Source organism: Photobacterium obscurum (assembly GCF_026191635.1).
Classification (GTDB): Bacteria; Pseudomonadota; Gammaproteobacteria; order Enterobacterales; family Vibrionaceae; genus Photobacterium; species Photobacterium obscurum.
Genome location: NZ_JAKRRW010000018.1, coordinates 40,992 through 58,432, shown reverse-complemented (window position 1 = coordinate 58,432; position 17,441 = coordinate 40,992). Strand labels below are relative to the sequence as shown.

Genomic DNA, 17,441 nt, shown 5'->3' with positions numbered 1-17,441 from the left:
AATTCTCCTAAAGTTTTTTCTAAATCGTTGGATAAGCAGTATAAAGAACTGATTTTGGAGTAATTACGTGTTGAAGCCGAATAATTCATGGATGTGGTATTACGACTCAAAGGATGACTCCCTGATGCTAGATCTAGGGGAGGAAATGGTTTTCCGCGTATCCATACCTACCAAACATCTTGTCACTTCCGCTTATGATCGAACTGTCTTTACTGTGGATGATGCAAGTATTTTCCAAAGCTACAAAGAGAAGATTGATCAGCTTGACCTCTCTGAACCCCGTAAAGCCGAACTGACCTTAAATGCTGTCGCTGCCAGCCGTTTCCATAAGCCGATGATGCCTAAGAGTTGGTTTTTCGAGACGCAAGAGGCTGACTGTGAACCGGAAAAGGGTGACATCGTCACATTACATACGGAGTGTGGTTCTGCAAAATACCTTGTTATCGAGAACAGCGGTTGTGCCAGCTTGTGTATGATGGCAGAGGTTGAGCCTCTGGCGCTGACTTCAAGCAAAGATATGGCCTTTTGTGACACCATTAAGGTGATGAATGACCGCATGCAGGAGTTCAAGCAGGAAGAGCTGCCATTGAATTTTGCTTTGGTAGGGTAAAAGTCCACCACAAAAGTATGCTCAACACCTTCCAGAGTTGCTCTGAGCGCTCTATATCCCAATTATTAAGATGTCTATTACGCTTTCTGTACGCTCTTCCCTCGTAAATACCTCTCTATATATTAAGAACAGCCCCGAGGCTCCTTTTCGAGCATTTATCTGCCATCTCTCTTAAATCTTATTTTCTTCTAAGTCTGCTTAACGGCCACGCTGATCAGCATCAGTTATTATCTGTGGTTATAGGTTGTGTTCATTCCAAATCAAGTCGCGAGCTCATAAAGTAAGTGTTGGTAAAAAGGTGTCGCTGTACCAGAGAGAAGGTTTTCTCGATCTAAGCGTGGAATGAACCTGTTATGGAAAGGGCAGCCTTATGCGTTGTTTGACGAAGCCCCTTTATTTATTGTGGCTAAGTAGGGTGATTCTTGAGCGAAATAAGTGATTTTAATCGGAAAAAAATAAAAAATTAGCAATTTTTTTTTGCCTATTTTTGCGAATTAAAAGCAAAAAAACACTAGTTTTAAATGCAGAAACAAATGCAAACCTTTAACGATCTTCCTCTTTTTCCCCATTAAAGAAACTGAATTACATCCCTTTTCTTTCCCATTAGGCAATAATTTCCAGTTAGGAAAGAGTAGGATTTGAGCTTGTCATTCGGTATTGGCCAGTAAGGATAATAACCAGCGGATTAGCAAGTACCCACTGGCATTATCTGCATTATTTCCTAATGTTGCATCATGCCTTACGAGGTAAATTCCTTTTAAATCAGCAGTATAAATAGTTTGTTTTTGTGTGGAAACAGTGTTTGATGTGGGTGTAAGTGCTTGCTATGACATTGTGTACGGAAATCAACAATTGAATTTGAAGGACTGTCCACACCCATTGTTCACGTGAGTGGATAATGGGTGTTTGTTTAGCTTGCTAGGCATTAGTAGCGAATATTTCCAGCTTGCAGTTACTCTCATGAGTGAAAATGGGGGATGAAGTTGAACTTGCGGTGAGGGATAAATTGCATAAAAAGAAGACAGTTTTTCTCTATTGATGATGGGATGAAATCACTGCGCTAGATTACTCCGCTTTTTTTGGCGTTTTTTTGGCTAAATAACCGTAAAGTCAGCCTTTAGAACGAGGTATTTACACTGTTTTCGGTTATAATTCTCGGCAACATAAGTGCGAAAAGAATTCCATGAATCAATATCTAGCTATCACCTCCCGAGGTCTTGAGAACCTCCTTGCAGAAGAATTAGAACAACTTGGAGCACAACAGATCCAAGTTGTCCACGCTGGCGTACGCTTTAAAGCCGAGCAGGCAACCGCTTACCGCTGTTGTTTGTGGACACGTATATCGTCACGCATCATTCAGGTACTGAGTGAGTTTAACGTCCGCGATGATATGGACCTATATCTAGGTGCCACAGCGATTAACTGGCCAAATTATTTTAGTAGCGATACACGTATTATTGTTGATTTCAATGGTACCAACCGTGAGATCCGCAATAGCCAATACGGCGCTATGAAAGTGAAAGATGCGATTGTTGACCGCTTCACTAAAGCTGATTTACGTCGACCAAGTATTGACCGTGAGCGTCCTGAACTGCGAATCCATATGCGTCTTTCTGGTGAGAAGGGTGTTTTGGGCCTTGATATGGCCGGTAGTGGTTTACACCAACGTGGTTATCGAACCGATGCTGGTCGAGCGCCGTTGCGTGAAACGCATGCGGCAGCCTTAGTTATCAAGAGTGGCTGGACGAAAGACAAACCGCTACTAGACCCAATGTGTGGTTCTGGTACGTTGCTGATTGAAGCGGCGCTGATGGCGGCCGATATCGCTCCGGGTATTAAACGTAAGCGTTGGGGCTTTGAGTCAATTAAGGATTTCGATAAGGAATCTTGGCTTGAGATTCATGCCGAAGCGAAAGTTAAAGCACGCCGTGGCCCGTCAAAAGTCGAAACCAAGTTCTTTGGCCGTGAAATGGATCGTCGTGTGCTAAGTATTGCCCGTGACAATGCTGGCCGTGCTGGCGTTAAAGATCTTATCGATTTTGAATACGGTGATGCAACGCAGTTAACGTGTCCGGAAGGGTTTGAGAACGGCGTAATCATCTGTAACCCGCCATATGGTGAGCGTTTGGGCACGACCCCTGAGCTTATTTCGTTATATAGCGAGCTGGGTAACCGTCTGAAACTGGCATTTGCGGGTTCGACAGCGGCTATCTATTCGGCATCCAGCGAGTTGCTTAGCTGTCTGCGTATGCGTGCCGATAAACAGTTCAAGCTGCGTAACGGCGCATTAGATTGTGTGCTAAAGAACTACCTTATCACTGGTGGTGCAGTTAAGCAGGTAGAAGGTGAGAAAGAAGGCAAGCTTGAGGAAACTCAAGTTGCTCCAGACTTTGCCAACCGCTTGAAGAAGAATATCACCAAGCTGAAGAAGTGGGCGAAGAAAGAAGGTGTCGAGTGCTACCGTATCTACGATGCCGATCTGCCTAACTACAATGCCGCGATTGACCAGTATAATGACTACCTGGTTATCCAGGAGTATGCTGCGCCTAAGTCTGTTCCGGAAGAAACAGCACGCCGCCGTATTATGGATATCCTACGTGCAACGATTCAGGTTACCGGTGTTGATAACAGCAAAGTGATCCTGAAGGTACGTGAGCGCCAGAAGGGTAAGAGCCAGTACCAGAAACTATCAAGTGCAGAGCGTAACATGACGGTGAACGAGTATGGCGTACAGCTGAAAGTGAATCTTTATGATTACCTTGATACAGGTTTGTTCCTTGACCACCGAGTCACTCGTCGCAAGTTGGGTGAGATGGCAAAGGGCAAGGATTTCCTAAACCTGTTTGCCTATACCGGTTCTGCGTCTGTTCATGCGGCGTGTGGTGGCGCGAAATCAACGACAACGGTTGATATGTCCAATACCTACCTACGCTGGGCCCAGGAAAATATGGAGCTGAATGGTCAGGTTGGCCGACAGCACCAGTTTGTTCAGGCTGATTGCCTGCAATGGCTGCAGGAAGTTGATGAGAATTTTGATCTGATCTTCATTGATCCGCCAACATTCTCTAACTCAAAGCGTATGAACCAGAGTTTTGACGTACAGCGTGATCACATTATGCTGATGGAAAACCTGAAGCGTATGCTTCGTCCTGAAGGGCAGATTGTTTTCTCTAACAATAAGCGTCACTTCAAAATGGATTTCGACAAGTTGGAAGCGTTGGGCCTTCAGGCCAAGAACATTTCTGATAAAACACTTCCGATGGACTTTGCCCGCAACAAGCAAATCCACAACTGTTGGATCATTACACATAAGGAAGACTAGGTGCTAATTACGCTATATAGCACGCAAGGATGCCACCTCTGTGAGCAGGCTTATAGCCTGCTCATTGCAGCGGGTGTAGAAGAGCGCGTTCAAGTGGTGGATATCGCCTTTGATGACGCGCTCTTTTCACGTTACGGCGTCACCATACCCGTGCTTTCAATTAAACATCCCGATTCAATCTCTGAACTTGGCTGGCCATTTGACGCCACCGAGCTTGCAGCATGGTTAAACAGCAATGGCATTAATTAAAATTAGCAACGCGCAATTAGCGTATGGCGATCACGCATTACTTGATGGCGCAGAATTTATCCTTCAGCCAAATGAACGTGTTTGTTTGGTTGGTCGAAATGGTGCAGGTAAATCAACGTTGATGAAAGTGATCGACGGTGAAGTTTTGCTTGATGACGGTAGCATCCAGCGTCAGTCAGAGCTTAAGGTATCGCGCCTTGAACAGGATCCACCTCGTAATGCGGAAGGGACGGTCTTCGACTATGTCGCAGAAGGCTTGGCGGAAATCGGTCAGGTGTTGCGAGAATACCACCACCTGCTGGATCTTATTACCAATGATCCGTCAGAGTCGAATATTAACAAACTGGCTCGTGCCCAGAGCAAAATTGACCATGCAAATGCTTGGCAGTTTGACAATAAAATTGCCTCAGTGCTTGAGCACCTTCAGCTTGAGCCAAATACGCTTCTTAAAGACCTTTCTGGTGGTTGGCAACGTAAAGCGGCACTAGCGCGTGCACTGGTATGTGATCCCGATATTCTGTTACTTGATGAGCCAACGAACCACCTGGACGTTTCCACCATTGAATGGCTGGAAGGCTTCCTGAAAGAGTTCCGAGGTTCTATCGTATTTATTTCTCACGACCGTGCGTTTATCCGATCTATGTCGACCCGAATTATCGATTTGGATCGCGGCAAGCTGGCGTCTTTCCCGGGTGATTATGATAAGTACCTGGATGCGAAAGAAGAAATGCTACGCGTCGAAGCCGAGCAGAATGCCGAGTTTGATAAGAAGTTGGCGCAGGAAGAAGTCTGGATCCGTCAGGGCATTAAAGCGCGTCGTACCCGTAATGAAGGGCGTGTACGTGCGCTGAAGCAGTTACGTCGTGAACGCAGCGAACGTCGCGAAGTGGTTGGTAAAGCCGACATGCAGCTTCAGGAAGCGAAGCGCTCTGGCAAGATTGTTTTCGAAGCCGAGCACATTTCATATAGCTACGGTGACAAGCCGATAATCAATGATTTCAGCTTCAATGTGATGCGTGGTGATCGTATTGCGCTTATCGGGCCTAACGGCTGTGGTAAGAGTACCTTGTTGAAGTTGATGCTTGGGAAGCTTGAGGCGTCACAGGGTCACTTCCATTGCGGTACTAAGATCGAAGTGGCTTACTTTGACCAGTACCGTGAAGTGCTTGATCCTGAAAAGACAGTGATGGACAACCTGGCCGACGGTAAGCAGGAAGTGACAGTCAATGGCCGAACCCGTCATGCACTGGGTTATCTTCAAGACTTCTTGTTCCATCCGCGCCGTGCCCGCACACCGGTTAAAGCACTGTCTGGTGGTGAGAAGAACCGCTTGTTGCTGGCGAAATTATTCCTTAAACCTAATAATTTATTGGTACTCGATGAACCAACTAACGATTTAGATATCGAAACGTTGGAACTTTTGGAAGAAATACTTGCCAACTATCAGGGTACGTTGTTATTAGTCAGTCACGATCGTCAATTTGTTGATAATACAGCAACAACGAGTTGGCTATTCGAAGGCAACGGTGTCATTGACGAGTATGTTGGCGGCTACCACGACGCCCAGGAACAACGTGCTAATTCGCTGTCTCAAAGAGCGAAGGAGCAGGCGGCTCAAATTGAAGCTGCTAAAAAGAAAGATGAGAATAAACAGCGTCAGGCAACGCGCTCTCGCTCAGGCAAGAAGCTGTCATACAAGCTTCAGAAAGAGCTTGAAGATCTGCCGCTACGAATTGAAGAACTGGAAAACGAAATTGCTGAACTGCAGGAGCAAATTAATGATCCTGCATTCTTCCAGGATGTGAAAAATGATACTGAGGCGACCTTGCACCGCTTGGCAAAAGCGGAGGAAGAGTTTGAACAGGCATTTGAGCGTTGGGAAGAGCTAGAGGCAATGCAAAAGGAATCCTAATGCAACATAAGACGTTAAAGTTATCTACACTGGCGGTGCTTATCGCCAGTGCAACCCAGGCAAATGCTGCGGTTTATCAGGTTGTTGAAGTTGATGGTACGAGTAGTGGCGTAGGTTCACTTCAGTATTACAATAAAAACACGTCTGATGTTCAGGAACGTGTCGAGTTTTATGCTCAGGGTGTGGCGAGTTCAGGATCAGAAAATTGTTTCACGCAAAGCTGTAGTGCTGATAGCTACGCCATTTTTGGTGAAAGTCGTTTAGGCACGGACGGGATTAATTATCGTGATGAAATACCTTTCATTGCTGATAATCGCCAGGATGTTAACGACTATTTTAGTCTTCGTTCTTACTGTACCAGTAACCTAGGCTTCAACACCTGTGATGATTGGGCTTACACTAATTATTATGGCTTGGGTTATAACGATCGTGATCGTGTGGACGGAACAGGTTTTGGTGGTTTGCACCGTGAGCAGGTTGCATGGAATGAAAACTACTATTCGAATGCGTTTCCTCTGACAGAGGCAAGTGCTGGATCGTTGTCACGAGTAACAACATTTGCCGAAGATGCGTCAGCTTATGATGCGGCGGCAGTGGCGGCGTTGGGCACCAAAGTATCAACGCACGAAACAACCAACGGTGTTGTGAATAATATCGGCCAGTTTTCTGGTAGTGATTACCAGTTAGGTATCACCAGTTCGGCATTTTTTGAAAGTAACAACCGTTATGCCCGTCAGTTTAACAAGCGTGGCTTTGTGAATGCGGCTAGCGTTAATTCTGCGTTGGATCCTGTTGATACCACCGATCCGCTGGTTACCAACATGGGCCAGACGTTAGCGTGGGATGCGGTCGAATATGATGATGGTTCTGGAACGACACAGTTACTTGTAGTGGGTAGTTCGTCATTTAGCCCGAGTAAGTTTTCTGATAGCGATAAGTTACCGTCAGACAGCGAATCAAAAGATCGCCTGTCGTTTAGCAATAGTGTGTTTGAAGACTGCCCGACAACGGCTGATAACCTGACCAACCTCTATTCGGCATGGGAGTGCCAGTTCTCCGTTTTTGCTAGTGATGCTGTTTTCTGGACAGTTGATAGCGCCGGTGCGGTGTCATCGAATGCTAAGTTCCTGGCTGAGAGAAAGGATAAAAATGGTTCGACGTACGCGGCGCTAGATCCTGATGGCTCCCAAGAACGTTCTTTCCAGGCATCGGCACGTGCTGTGGCATTAGTTGATGGTGAGCCAGTTATTGCCGGTTTCTCGACAGACTCTATCGATAATAGCTCTATTAATATTGCTAATGGTGACTATTACGCGATTCGTGCGGCTATCTATACGCCTAAATCAGGCTTTAGCGTTGATTCAGAGCAGTGGGAACGCAAGATTATCCCGGGTCTGGATATAGAGAGGAGCAGTGATCGTAAGCTCCGTTTCTCAATGGCGACGGATATCAATGCCAATAGTAAGGTCATCGGATTTACCAAGAGTATTAACTCTGATAACCGCTCATATGCAGAAACAATGTTTGTGTATGACAATGCCGCTGATAAGCTAACCAAGCTAGATACTACGATTGATTCGACTATCTTCTTTAAAGGGTCAAACGGATTTGCTGCATCTATCAACAATAGCGATCAGCTTGTTGGCTGGGTGGATTCAGAAATCGTCAACCAAGTCAGCGGTCGTCAGCGTCGTCAACGTGCGTTTACCTACATGGCAGGTGGAGATATTCCAAGCTCACCTTTGAAAGGAAACAAAGCGTGGATGCTTGACGATTTGACCAATGGCGGTGACTTTAGTGCTGATAACAACCATTTCCGTATCGCTAAGGCAACAGGTATCAATGATGCCGGTGTTATTTCGGCAACAGCGTTCAAGTGTGCCGGTGGCTATGAGGATAATACCAAAGAGTCTCAGTGTGGAACGGATGAAAAGGTTGTTGCTGTTAAGCTAATTCCTATCCCTGATGGTACGATTGAGACGCGTCAATCAGAGGAATCAAGTATCGAGCGTAGTGGTGCCTCGTTTGGCATGTTTGCTTTGACACTTCTGGGTTTTATTGGTTTCAGAAGACGTAAGTAAATTTTTGTCAAAGTTGTTCGTTTTTTACTCAGGCTCACAATTTGTGAGCCTGAGTTGTTTCTAGGGTTGATCAATAGAGCCGTTTGGCTAATTCTTATAAGTGGAGTCACACAAACTCCATCATTATGAAACATGTAATGAGAAAAATCTGATAAGGATGAGGATCGAACTTATGAAGAGACAAAAGCGGGATCGTTTGGAACGCGCACAGGCTCAAGGCTATAAAGCAGGTATCAATGGTCGTTCCAGTGAAGAATGTCCGTATCAATCTCCGGATGCCCGTACTAATTGGCTTGGTGGCTGGCGAGAAGCAAGAGAAGAACGGCAGACCGGCCTTTATAAATAACACTCCCTTCATATCACCCTTATTGAGCCCCTTGCAGGAGAAGGGGCTTTTGTCCATTTAGACCCATCGAAAATTACTGCTAGGTTATTGAAAAAGAGCAGGGTGGTGACACTGTGACGTAGATGCGGCTTTTATTCTCATGACAGCAAAAAGGCCGCCGGAGCGACCTTTTAATATCATATTTGGTATAGCGATTAGAAAGTAGAAGTATCTTTGAACAGACCCACTTTCAAATCTTTTGCTACGTAGATTTCTTTTCCGTCAACAAGCACACGACCGTCAGCAACGCCCATGATCAGTTTACGGTTAATCACGCGCTTCAGTTGGATTTCATAAGTCACTTTCCTCGCTTCAGGAAGAATTTGGCCTGTGAACTTCACTTCACCTACACCAAGAGCACGACCTTTGCCTTCGCCGCCGGCCCAACCAAGGAAGAAACCAACTAGCTGCCACATTGCATCAAGGCCAAGGCAGCCTGGCATTACAGGGTCACCTTTAAAGTGACAGTCAAAGAACCATAGATCTGGGTTGATATCCAACTCTGCGTGGATGAAGCCTTTACCGTGTTCACCACCTTCGTCATTGATTTCAACGATACGGTCAATCATCAACATGTTGTCAGATGGCAAGGATGGGAAAGATGGACCGTGTAGTTCGCCTTTACCACATGCAACTAGTTCTTCGTAATTATAAGATTGCTGGCGTTTCATCAGACTTATTAAGCTCCTTGAAAAGTATGAGGGCAATTTAGCTTACACCTGTACGCCAAACAACTCGGATCAGTTCTGGACAAACCAGTTGCGGATGCGTGTTAACCAACTGATATGACACTCATGTTCGCCATGGTGGAAGTGGTCAATTCGCTCTGCAATTTTTGCTAGCAGCGTTTCGGAGTCGCCTTCATCGCCACGGAAAGCTTTACCTGTTAATAAAGGTAGCGCATCATCGACGCTTTCTACAGCCCACAGGTGGAATTTACCGGCCCGAATGGCTTCTAACACCTCATCGTTGAGACACAGGTTGCCCTGATTTGTTTTCGGTAGGATAACCCCTTGTTGACCGGTCAGGCCACGGAAAGCACAGACCTTGAAGAAACCTTCAATCTTCTCATTGATACCACCTACGGCCTGTACACGACCAAATTGGTCAACGGCACCAGTGATAGCTATTTGCTGATTAATTGGCTGCATGGCTAAAGCTGAGACTAAAGAGCAGAGTTCTGCCAGTGAGGCACTGTCGCCATCTACTTCGCAGTATGACTGTTCAAATACAATCGAGGCCGAGTACGGTAGCGGCTGGTCTAAATCAAGCGCGGTACTTACGAACGCTTGCATGATCATCATGCCTTTGGCATGGATATTACCGCCAAGATCAGCTTTGCGCTCGACATCAGAGATATCACCATCACCAAAATGCACGACACAGGAAATACGAGCGGGCTCTCCGTATGCACAAGGGTGACCGGGTACTTCAACGACTGTCAGGCCATTGACCTGACCAATTTCTTCACCTTGGCAGTTAATTACTACCTGGCCGTGATGAATATCTTCAATTGCACGCTCAGGCAGATAAGATTCGCGGTATGCACGGGCTTTCAAAGAATCTTTCAGGTGCTGTTCTGTGATTTTCTGGCCCTGAGACTCTATTGCCGCTTCACAAAGCAGGTTCTGGTGCCAGATTGGACAAAGCGGCACACGCGTTTGATCTTCTGCATGGCGGGCGCCAGTCTTTAATACAACTTCGAGCGCTTTGCTATCTGCCAGCTCAGGCAGTGAGGCGCTGTGTGTAATGGCTTTCAGGTACGACAGGTATAGCGGCAAGCTCTTATCATTAATAATAAGATCTTGTTCAAACTCACCATACATAGAAAAACCTGACGAGATATCTGGTTCTGCATTCTCCAGCTCGGCCATCAGGTAGCGATCGCCAATCAATACCAGCTTCACATTGAGTTGTTCTGCTGGTGGCAGTGGGTATAACGTTTTTTTATAGGCGGCCTGCCATTCTAGCTCGCCGTTCATCAACACGCTTTTGAGTCGAGGCCATAGGCTAGGGTTACTCAAGATGCTGGTAACAGACAAAACAAGATAGCCGTTGTTTGCCTGATGAACGAGGCCATGCTTAACTTGCTGCTTGCTGATTTTGCCATCATCGAGCGGTGGGTAAACGGCACCAAACAAACTTTGTTCTGTGACGTTTTCACCAACGATAATGACACTTGCATCAGTAGTTTCGTCCGGCTGGGCGATCTCCGCTCCAGGATTCTTCTGTACTGACTTCCTTTGACGGTGTTGTGCATCGTATTGGGTTAGCAGGTCTACCACATAATCGCGGTAGACTTTGTTATCAGGCGCAGTAATGCGAAGAACACGTGGCTGAAGTTCAACAGAGGTGAACCGGCGTACGGCATCCGTCAGACGATCTTGTAATGTACCGGTTAGAGCGGGAGAGAGATCGTCGTATTGCTCTAGAATAGTTTGAAACTTTGAGTAGTCTGGAGTCATCGTACGCCAGGATTCTTCATGCATGGGCTTGAGCTTTCTTTCGTTACTGTGAAAAGGACAGCAGTATAAAGGAATCAATGGCCTCATAATAGGCAGATAGTAATGATATTTGCTTGTCGTTGTTTTTCAGTGCGGTTTCAGATTCACTTTGAACGGCTTTTGTCGGATTTCAGCAGTTTTTCTCTGCAGTCAGTGCCTCTCACTATTTGCCAACTTCCCAATAATGGTTGAAATAGCATGAAAACAACCAGTTAAATATCAAATAGGGAATTGAGCTTTCACGCATCTACGGTTACACTGTCACTGTTTAAGTGTAGACTTTTTGAGAATCACCGACGAATATGAAATATCAGCAGCTCGAAAACTTAGAAGCCGGTTGGAAATGGAAGTACTTGGTAAAGAAATGGAAAGAGGGTGACGCTATCACCTGCTATGTCGATACCAGCGAGGCCGAGGCGGCTGTCAACGATTTACTCGCGATAGAGCATGAGCCAACCAAGGTTATTAAATGGATTGGTAAGCATATGTCTCCGGATCTTGATAAGAAGCTGAAGCAGGCTATTCGAGCTAAACGGAAACGTCACTTCAATGCTGAACAGGCTCATACTCGCAAAAAGTCTATCGATCTCGATTTCCGTGTATGGGAGAAGCTTGCCGAAAAATCCAAAGAGCTTGATTGCACGCTGTCCGATACTATCGAATATTTACTTAGCGAGAGTAACAAAACTCAAGAGGCAAGTCAGAAGGTACGAGATATCAAAAATGACTTGCATGAATTGTTAGATCTTGAGTAACAGCCCGCGATAGTCGCTTGTTTGGAACATCGGCTTGCGGCTAGATTAAAATATTTACTATACGCTTATATAAGAATACCGCTTGAAGGAGTAAGTGAATGGAGTATGTAATTGTACTGGCCATTATTGTGGCTTTCCTTGTTTTTAAAGATCGGCCAGTGATGGTGCTGAAATTTGAAGAAGGCGAGCTGACGCATTCTAAAGGTAATATTCCTAATGGTTTCCTCATCGGTTGTAAAGATATAGCCCATAAGCAACCTTTTACGGGAAAAATCAAAGTGTATAAAAACCGTTTTGCAACCAAACTCGTGTTCTCAAAGACAGTGCCAAGTAAGGTGAAGCAGCGAATTCATAATGTGTTTCCTCATACTGGCGGCACAAAAAAACGCGGAAGACGAGCTTAATATTTCTAACGGCTACCAAGCGGCTTCTTATGGAGGCCGTTTTTTTTGCTTTTTACTCAATAAAAGTAGCAAAATCGAAATTCATACTTTACTTAATTTAATACGATAATTGATATGTTAATACCTCATGCTTTTCGTCTGACACAAGGACAGGATTTAAAACAGGCTCTTCTGAGTTATGTTCAGGCTCAATCTATTCAAGCTGGTTCTGTACTTAGCTGTGTCGGTTGTTTAACGGCGGCGAAGATTCGCCTTGCAGATGAGACCAAGTCGTTATCTCTCTCTGGCCCGCTTGAAATTCTGACCCTGGCAGGAACATTAACGCCGACACATGTTCACCTCCATATCTCTGTCGCGGATCAAGATGGCAAAGTGTATGGAGGACACCTGATGGATGGCACACAGGTTTCTTATACTGCAGAGGTTTGTTTGGCCAGTTACGCTAATCTGGCTTTTAACCGTGAGTATGACTCAAAGACTGGCTTTGATGAGCTTGTTGTATCAGCTGCGGCTTCTTCGCAGTAATTAAGGAGTTTATTCTAACCTGTTGTATATACTGAATAGAAACAAGTATTTGGCAGGGGGAGATATGGCACCTGGTTGTTATGAGTTTTTTCAGGATAAATTACTAGGCAATCATTGCTTTGGTTGCGGTTCTGAAAACCCTTATGGATTACAAATCAAGAGTTATTGGCAGGCAGATAATCTAGCTGTCTGTCATTTCACGCCTCAAACTTACCATACTGCGGCACCTACACACTTCCTCAACGGTGGTGTGATCGCAACGATCATAGATTGCCATTGTATTTGTACTGCTATAGCTTACGCCTACCAATTACAGGGACGTCTAATAGGCAGTGGGAAGGCTGTATGGTATGCGACAGGTGAGTTATCTATTCGTTACCTTCGCCCTGTGAACATAGAAGATACGGTTACCCTAGAAGCGTCTGTTACGGCTTTCTCTGATAAGAAAGCGACTGTGACTTGTGAGCTTAAATCACATCAAAAGATCTGTGTTAAAGCCACTGTAGAAGCTCTTGCGGTTCCTGATGAATGGATGAGAAGCGGATAGTAATAAGCTACTTATCGTTTATTTAGGGATTAAGTAGCTTAGGGCAAAGCTTAAAACAGGTGCGAGACGCCTAGTTACTATTTATTGATGGCTTCAACCAGAGCTTGCTTGCTATTAAGATACTGGTTAATAGTTGCTTTTAATGCTGCCAATTCAGCTTCTGCCTGATGTCTTTTTTCTTTCTCTTCTTCGTATTGCTTGCCTAGTTCAACGGCCATATAACCGCCCTTGATGAGAGCCTTAGTTGTGACATTACTGTTTGTAAGGCTTTTTAGATCTTCAATCATGAAGTAGTGCTTATCGATATCTCTTATTGTTATTGCCATATAGACGTCAGTGCTTGGTTGTAATTGATGGCATTTTACATCTAAAAGGCTGTTTATTAAAAGATTAGATAGCTTTCTTCCGAGGCGCTATCAATAACTAATTTTCATTAAGATTGCATTTTGGTGTTGTAGAGCTAGCTAATAGTAAGGAGAGGGATTTTGTTTTTAGTATGTGAGTTAGACCATTAAACTGAGTTTAGGTGGCTAATCAACCTTATAGGTTGTGGTTTGAGCATATCTTAATGTGATGGCTTGTAAAATAATGCTGTAGCATTAAAATCCAACATACGGCGATAGCAATGACTACAGACGCAGGATAGATATTGAGCCAGAATGGAAACCAACTGAAAAATCGCTTCTTGTCTAAAGGTCGGGAAAAGAGTGTTCCTGGCGCGGAAGGTATTGCCATGATAAATCATGGTAGTGAGGTAATGATTAGCGTTAAAACTCCCCTTGGTCGCTTGTACAGAATTGAAACAACCTTCATCGGTACCAATGGTAAAGATGAAATTTTTCTAGAGTTACCTTCTATCAGTCAATCTGAGTTTGATGATTACTTTTATGACGGTTTTTGGTTGACCGTGAAAGCGATTTCGGAAAAAGGCGAAGGCGCAGTTGTTAACTTCAGAACTCAGATTAGCCAGATTGTTCATAAGCCGATTAAGTTGCTCATACTAGATGTTCCCCTGAAAATGAGCCTGCAGCAATTACGAAGCGAGCCTCGATACGAGGTAAAATTACAGGGAAGCATCGCGCTACCTAACCGGGAATTGCTGGTGGATTTTAAAGATCTGTCAGCCAATGGTTGCTGTTTTCAGAAAGAGGTCAACGGCCCTCGTTTTGATCAAGACACTTTTGTTTGTGTCGAGGTTCGTGACCCTAAGGTTGGACACTTGTTTCGATTAACGGGGCAGGTGAGGAATATTCATAAATCAGGGGCGATGAACAACTACGGGATGATGTTTGATGAGCAAGGACAAAAACAGGCAAAGCAGTTAATGGCGCAATTGATCTTCGATGGTTCGAAGCTGTCATTCAAGCAAAAGTAGCCGTTAATGCTAAGGCTGGTGGTTGTTCTATAAGTCTGGTCGCTTTAGGATCAAGTTCGGATCCGGACAGTTGGCAAGATAATAATCGGCCTGCTCAGGATCAACGACACCGGGATAGTCACCATATTGTCCTTGTATATCATTGATTATCTGAAAGTGAAGGTGGGGAGCCCAGCCGCCATTTTCATCTGTATTACCGATAGTGGCAAATACCATGCCGGCTTTTATTTTCATACCTGGCGCTTTGTGCTGTAAGGATTGGCGTGAGAGGTGCTCGTAAAGTGTATGGAAGATGATCCCGTCAACATTATGTTGCAAGATAATCGTTGGTCCATAATCACCGACATCGCTGTTATCGGCAAAACTATGAATGCATCCGTCTAAAGGTGCCTGCACCTTAACTCCGGAGGGGACACCAAGATCAATTCCGATATGCAGTGAACGTGAAGGGGATTCTGCAAAATGGTCGCGGCCTTGATAAATTGTTCTTTCTTCGTTGTAGCGGCCAATGGTTATTTGGGCTTGAATCATCCTGGCATTAACGGCGATAACATCTTCAAAACTCATTCCGTCTTTGAGTTCATCCCACAGTTTACTGGTTGTGCTGAGATCGACAATCAAAGCGTTTTCTGACTGCAAGTTACGCTCAAGTATTGGAGAGAATGTCATATTCTTGAGTGTCTTCACCAAAGGCAATAGTGACGGTGTCACAAAAGACATATCTTTTCCCTGTTATTTCTTCGGTTGTTTGACTGCGACTCGGCAAATAACAAGCCGATACGTAATCATAGTCATTTTTCAGTAAGCAAAAGATGAATTATATGCGATACAAAAGGTTAAGTTTTAAGCCGTTGAGCTTTTTTAAATTCTAATGCACTATAACTTTTGTTGTGATATTAAAAAAATTACTCATTAATACCACTTAAAATAACATACTAAAAATCAACCTAATCTCAGCAGTAGAATAAAAACTAGCTTATTGGACGAATATGAAGTTCCACTATCTTCACTTCATATTCGTCCAAAGGACTCCTTCTTATCCCAAAGCTTCTGTATCACTCTATATGCTTTCTTTTTCCTATCAGAGCCTCTCTTTATACTTTGCATTAATATCGAGCACTTTGTTTTGTAGGCCAGTACATGGCAAGTAACGATATAGTTTTTCATAATCCTCAACGGTCTTTGATTGTACTGATACAGTAAAGATTACTGTGATAACAAGAAGCAGGTATACGTTTGTAATTTGAAATAATAATTCTGGAGATACTACAAATGTTACTGAAGTTAGGGGACTAGGAGAGCCGTAACTGATTAAATGATATGGTGACGGTGTCACTTTTTCTTTCTGGATATCTGACGAAAGAACCTTTTTGTATAGCATTGTGCATAGCTTTTAGATGCACTATGACAAAAAAATCACATCGTTATTGAATATTTTTAGACTACGTGAGAGACACTCAATTGTACCGGTAGACTTTATCTGGCCTTTAACTAACCAACTCTTTCTATTGTTTTTCTTCAGCACTTCATAGCTATTAAGGTAAACACCGGATGCTTCCAAAAGTAAAATAATTCTCTATATCTGAATTTTCATCTCATGACTGAGAACATAATCCATACAAATTTGCCTAGATTTTATTTACCTGTAACGTTATATCACATTAAATGGGCCGGTAATTATTATGTTCAAAGTTAGACGATTGCATCGTGGTTTAACAACTGTTGAATATGCACTTATCGCATCTCTGATATCACTGGCAGTCGTTGGCTCATTTACGTTCTTAGGGAGTGCTGTAGGCGGTTCCGTTGATGGTCTTACTGTGTCCGTTGGCGGCAGTTCAGGCAGCACCGGTGGTTCAGGTAATACCGGTGGTTCAGGTAGTACCGATAGTTCAGGTAATACCGGTGGTTCAGGTAGCACCGGTGGTTCAGGTAGTACCGATAGTTCAGGTAGTACCGATAGTTCAGGTAATACCGGTGGTTCAGGTAGCACCGGTGGTTCAGGTAATACCGGTGGTTCAGGTAGCACCGGTGGTTCAAATTCCGCTAGCTCCAGTTCTAATAGCTCCGACAATTCGGACAGCTTCGAAAGTTCTGATGTTTCAGCTGGATTTGGTGGTTCCGGTAGCGCTGGAGGGGCGGGAAGTTCAGCTAGCTCGGGTGGAGCGGGGAGTGGTTCTAGCGCTTCAAGCAGCTCAAGTAGTTCTACTAGTTCGGGTGGTTCAAGTAGCTCAGATAAATCTGGAGGTTCGGATAAGTCAGGTGGGTTTGATGGTGAGAGTGAAATTGGTGTATCAGGTGATACAAGCCTTATTAGCTCACTTGATAGCTCTTCCATTTATAACTCTGCAAAAAGCGTAATTGCAAAGGCAGCAGAAATTGCTGGGTTTAGTCAGGAGCAGACAAAGAAACAAGGACCACAAAATAACACTGATCATTCGTTGATACAAAACAGCGGAGAAGACAATCGTATAGTAGGTGCTAATAATAGCGGTTATCAACCCTGGCAATGGATCGCTGTTTTATTGCTATTCATCATTGGTTTATTTATCAAGAAAAGGTGGGAAAAACGTCAAGAACAGTAAATAGATTGACAATAGAGTCGGGGAGACCTGCTATAGGTCTCCTCGGTATTTGTGTTTTGTTTAAAGCGATACGCAACATTATAAGCTCAGAACTGTAGCATTGATTGTCGAACAGTGCTTAGGGTTATTCGCGGTGATGGCTGTATTTTTAATTGAAGGCAGGCCGCTTACTGCGGCCTTAAAATGA

Annotated in this window: 16 protein-coding genes; 12 read left to right on the top strand and 4 right to left on the bottom strand. The window is 44.3% G+C overall.

The features are described from left to right. Window positions 1-67: 67 nt before the first annotated feature. The 6 genes from MD588_RS19180 to rmf all read left to right on the top strand — a co-directional run bounded on the left by MD588_RS19180 (window position 68) and on the right by rmf (window position 8,520). A complete protein-coding gene (locus MD588_RS19180; protein ID WP_265699252.1) occupies window positions 68-610 on the top strand; it encodes a cell division protein ZapC in 543 nt (180 codons plus the stop codon). A 1,183-nt stretch (window positions 611-1,793) separates the two neighbouring features. Next, window positions 1,794-3,932 (top strand): bifunctional 23S rRNA (guanine(2069)-N(7))-methyltransferase RlmK/23S rRNA (guanine(2445)-N(2))-methyltransferase RlmL, encoded by a 2,139-nt coding sequence (gene rlmKL / locus MD588_RS19175; protein WP_265699250.1) that lies wholly within the window; start codon window positions 1,794-1,796, stop codon window positions 3,930-3,932. Beyond that, complete coding sequence (locus MD588_RS19170; RefSeq protein WP_265699249.1) at window positions 3,933-4,181, top strand: glutaredoxin family protein; 249 nt, start codon at window positions 3,933-3,935, stop codon at window positions 4,179-4,181. Further along, complete coding sequence (gene uup / locus MD588_RS19165) at window positions 4,168-6,093, top strand: ATP-binding cassette ATPase Uup (RefSeq protein ID WP_265699248.1); 1,926 nt, start codon at window positions 4,168-4,170, stop codon at window positions 6,091-6,093. Before MD588_RS19170 ends, uup begins: the two co-directional genes overlap by 14 nt. Further along, on the top strand, window positions 6,093-8,174 hold the full coding sequence (locus MD588_RS19160) for a DUF3466 family protein (protein WP_265699247.1): 2,082 nt from the start codon (window positions 6,093-6,095) through the stop codon (window positions 8,172-8,174). Before uup ends, MD588_RS19160 begins: the two co-directional genes overlap by 1 nt. Window positions 8,175-8,346: 172 nt before the next feature. Next, entirely contained in the window at window positions 8,347-8,520 is a 174-nt protein-coding gene (rmf, locus tag MD588_RS19155) for a ribosome modulation factor (protein WP_075767993.1), read from the top strand. A 194-nt stretch (window positions 8,521-8,714) separates the two neighbouring features. Here the strand turns inward: rmf and fabA are convergent, their stop codons facing one another. Next, window positions 8,715-9,230, bottom strand: a complete 516-nt coding sequence (fabA, locus tag MD588_RS19150) for a bifunctional 3-hydroxydecanoyl-ACP dehydratase/trans-2-decenoyl-ACP isomerase (protein WP_265699246.1) — start codon at window positions 9,228-9,230, stop codon at window positions 8,715-8,717. Window positions 9,231-9,299: 69 nt separating this feature from the next. Next, on the bottom strand, window positions 9,300-11,048 hold the full coding sequence (locus MD588_RS19145; RefSeq protein ID WP_265699245.1) for a Lon protease family protein: 1,749 nt from the start codon (window positions 11,046-11,048) through the stop codon (window positions 9,300-9,302). A 317-nt stretch (window positions 11,049-11,365) separates the two neighbouring features. Here MD588_RS19145 and matP point away from each other — a divergent pair, with 317 nt between their 5' ends. The 4 genes from matP to MD588_RS19125 all read left to right on the top strand — a co-directional run bounded on the left by matP (window position 11,366) and on the right by MD588_RS19125 (window position 13,294). Beyond that, complete coding sequence (gene matP / locus MD588_RS19140; RefSeq protein ID WP_265699244.1) at window positions 11,366-11,818, top strand: macrodomain Ter protein MatP; 453 nt, start codon at window positions 11,366-11,368, stop codon at window positions 11,816-11,818. Between the two features lie 98 nt (window positions 11,819-11,916). Beyond that, window positions 11,917-12,222: a DUF3634 family protein gene (locus tag MD588_RS19135; RefSeq protein WP_265699242.1), complete on the top strand. Its 306-nt coding sequence runs from the start codon at window positions 11,917-11,919 to the stop codon at window positions 12,220-12,222. A 114-nt stretch (window positions 12,223-12,336) separates the two neighbouring features. Further along, on the top strand, window positions 12,337-12,747 hold the full coding sequence (locus tag MD588_RS19130) for a PPC domain-containing DNA-binding protein (protein ID WP_265699241.1): 411 nt from the start codon (window positions 12,337-12,339) through the stop codon (window positions 12,745-12,747). A 64-nt stretch (window positions 12,748-12,811) separates the two neighbouring features. Beyond that, window positions 12,812-13,294, top strand: coding sequence for a PaaI family thioesterase (locus MD588_RS19125; protein WP_265699240.1), 483 nt, complete (start codon window positions 12,812-12,814; stop codon window positions 13,292-13,294). A gap of 77 nt (window positions 13,295-13,371) precedes the next feature. On the opposite strand, the gene MD588_RS19120 is transcribed toward MD588_RS19125, so the two are convergent. Beyond that, complete coding sequence (locus MD588_RS19120; RefSeq protein ID WP_265699239.1) at window positions 13,372-13,581, bottom strand: hypothetical protein; 210 nt, start codon at window positions 13,579-13,581, stop codon at window positions 13,372-13,374. A gap of 362 nt (window positions 13,582-13,943) precedes the next feature. On the opposite strand from MD588_RS19120, the gene MD588_RS19115 reads away from it, so the two are divergent. Beyond that, window positions 13,944-14,669: a flagellar brake protein gene (locus MD588_RS19115; RefSeq protein ID WP_265699238.1), complete on the top strand. Its 726-nt coding sequence runs from the start codon at window positions 13,944-13,946 to the stop codon at window positions 14,667-14,669. Window positions 14,670-14,696: 27 nt separating this feature from the next. Here the strand turns inward: MD588_RS19115 and MD588_RS19110 are convergent, their stop codons facing one another. Then, window positions 14,697-15,389 carry a peptidoglycan DD-metalloendopeptidase family protein gene (locus tag MD588_RS19110; RefSeq protein ID WP_265699237.1) on the bottom strand — a complete coding sequence of 231 codons (693 nt, stop codon included), beginning with the start codon at window positions 15,387-15,389 and terminating at the stop codon, window positions 14,697-14,699. Window positions 15,390-16,351: 962 nt separating this feature from the next. Here MD588_RS19110 and MD588_RS19105 point away from each other — a divergent pair. Continuing rightward, on the top strand, window positions 16,352-17,254 hold the full coding sequence (locus MD588_RS19105) for a Flp family type IVb pilin (RefSeq protein ID WP_265699236.1): 903 nt from the start codon (window positions 16,352-16,354) through the stop codon (window positions 17,252-17,254). The last annotated feature ends 187 nt before the right edge of the window (window positions 17,255-17,441 follow it).

Coding starts and splice junctions, on each gene's coding strand:
- rlmKL (WP_265699250.1), top strand. CDS start 1,794: ATGAATCAATATCTAGCTATCACCTCCCGAGGTCTTGAGAACCTCCTT.
- uup (WP_265699248.1), top strand. CDS start 4,168: ATGGCATTAATTAAAATTAGCAACGCGCAATTAGCGTATGGCGATCAC.
- MD588_RS19160 (WP_265699247.1), top strand. CDS start 6,093: ATGCAACATAAGACGTTAAAGTTATCTACACTGGCGGTGCTTATCGCC.
- rmf (WP_075767993.1), top strand. CDS start 8,347: ATGAAGAGACAAAAGCGGGATCGTTTGGAACGCGCACAGGCTCAAGGC.
- fabA (WP_265699246.1), bottom strand. CDS start 9,230: ATGAAACGCCAGCAATCTTATAATTACGAAGAACTAGTTGCATGTGGT.
- MD588_RS19145 (WP_265699245.1), bottom strand. CDS start 11,048: ATGCATGAAGAATCCTGGCGTACGATGACTCCAGACTACTCAAAGTTT.
- matP (WP_265699244.1), top strand. CDS start 11,366: ATGAAATATCAGCAGCTCGAAAACTTAGAAGCCGGTTGGAAATGGAAG.
- MD588_RS19135 (WP_265699242.1), top strand. CDS start 11,917: ATGGAGTATGTAATTGTACTGGCCATTATTGTGGCTTTCCTTGTTTTT.
- MD588_RS19130 (WP_265699241.1), top strand. CDS start 12,337: ATGTTAATACCTCATGCTTTTCGTCTGACACAAGGACAGGATTTAAAA.
- MD588_RS19125 (WP_265699240.1), top strand. CDS start 12,812: ATGGCACCTGGTTGTTATGAGTTTTTTCAGGATAAATTACTAGGCAAT.
- MD588_RS19120 (WP_265699239.1), bottom strand. CDS start 13,581: ATGATTGAAGATCTAAAAAGCCTTACAAACAGTAATGTCACAACTAAG.
- MD588_RS19110 (WP_265699237.1), bottom strand. CDS start 15,389: ATGTCTTTTGTGACACCGTCACTATTGCCTTTGGTGAAGACACTCAAG.
- MD588_RS19105 (WP_265699236.1), top strand. CDS start 16,352: ATGTTCAAAGTTAGACGATTGCATCGTGGTTTAACAACTGTTGAATAT.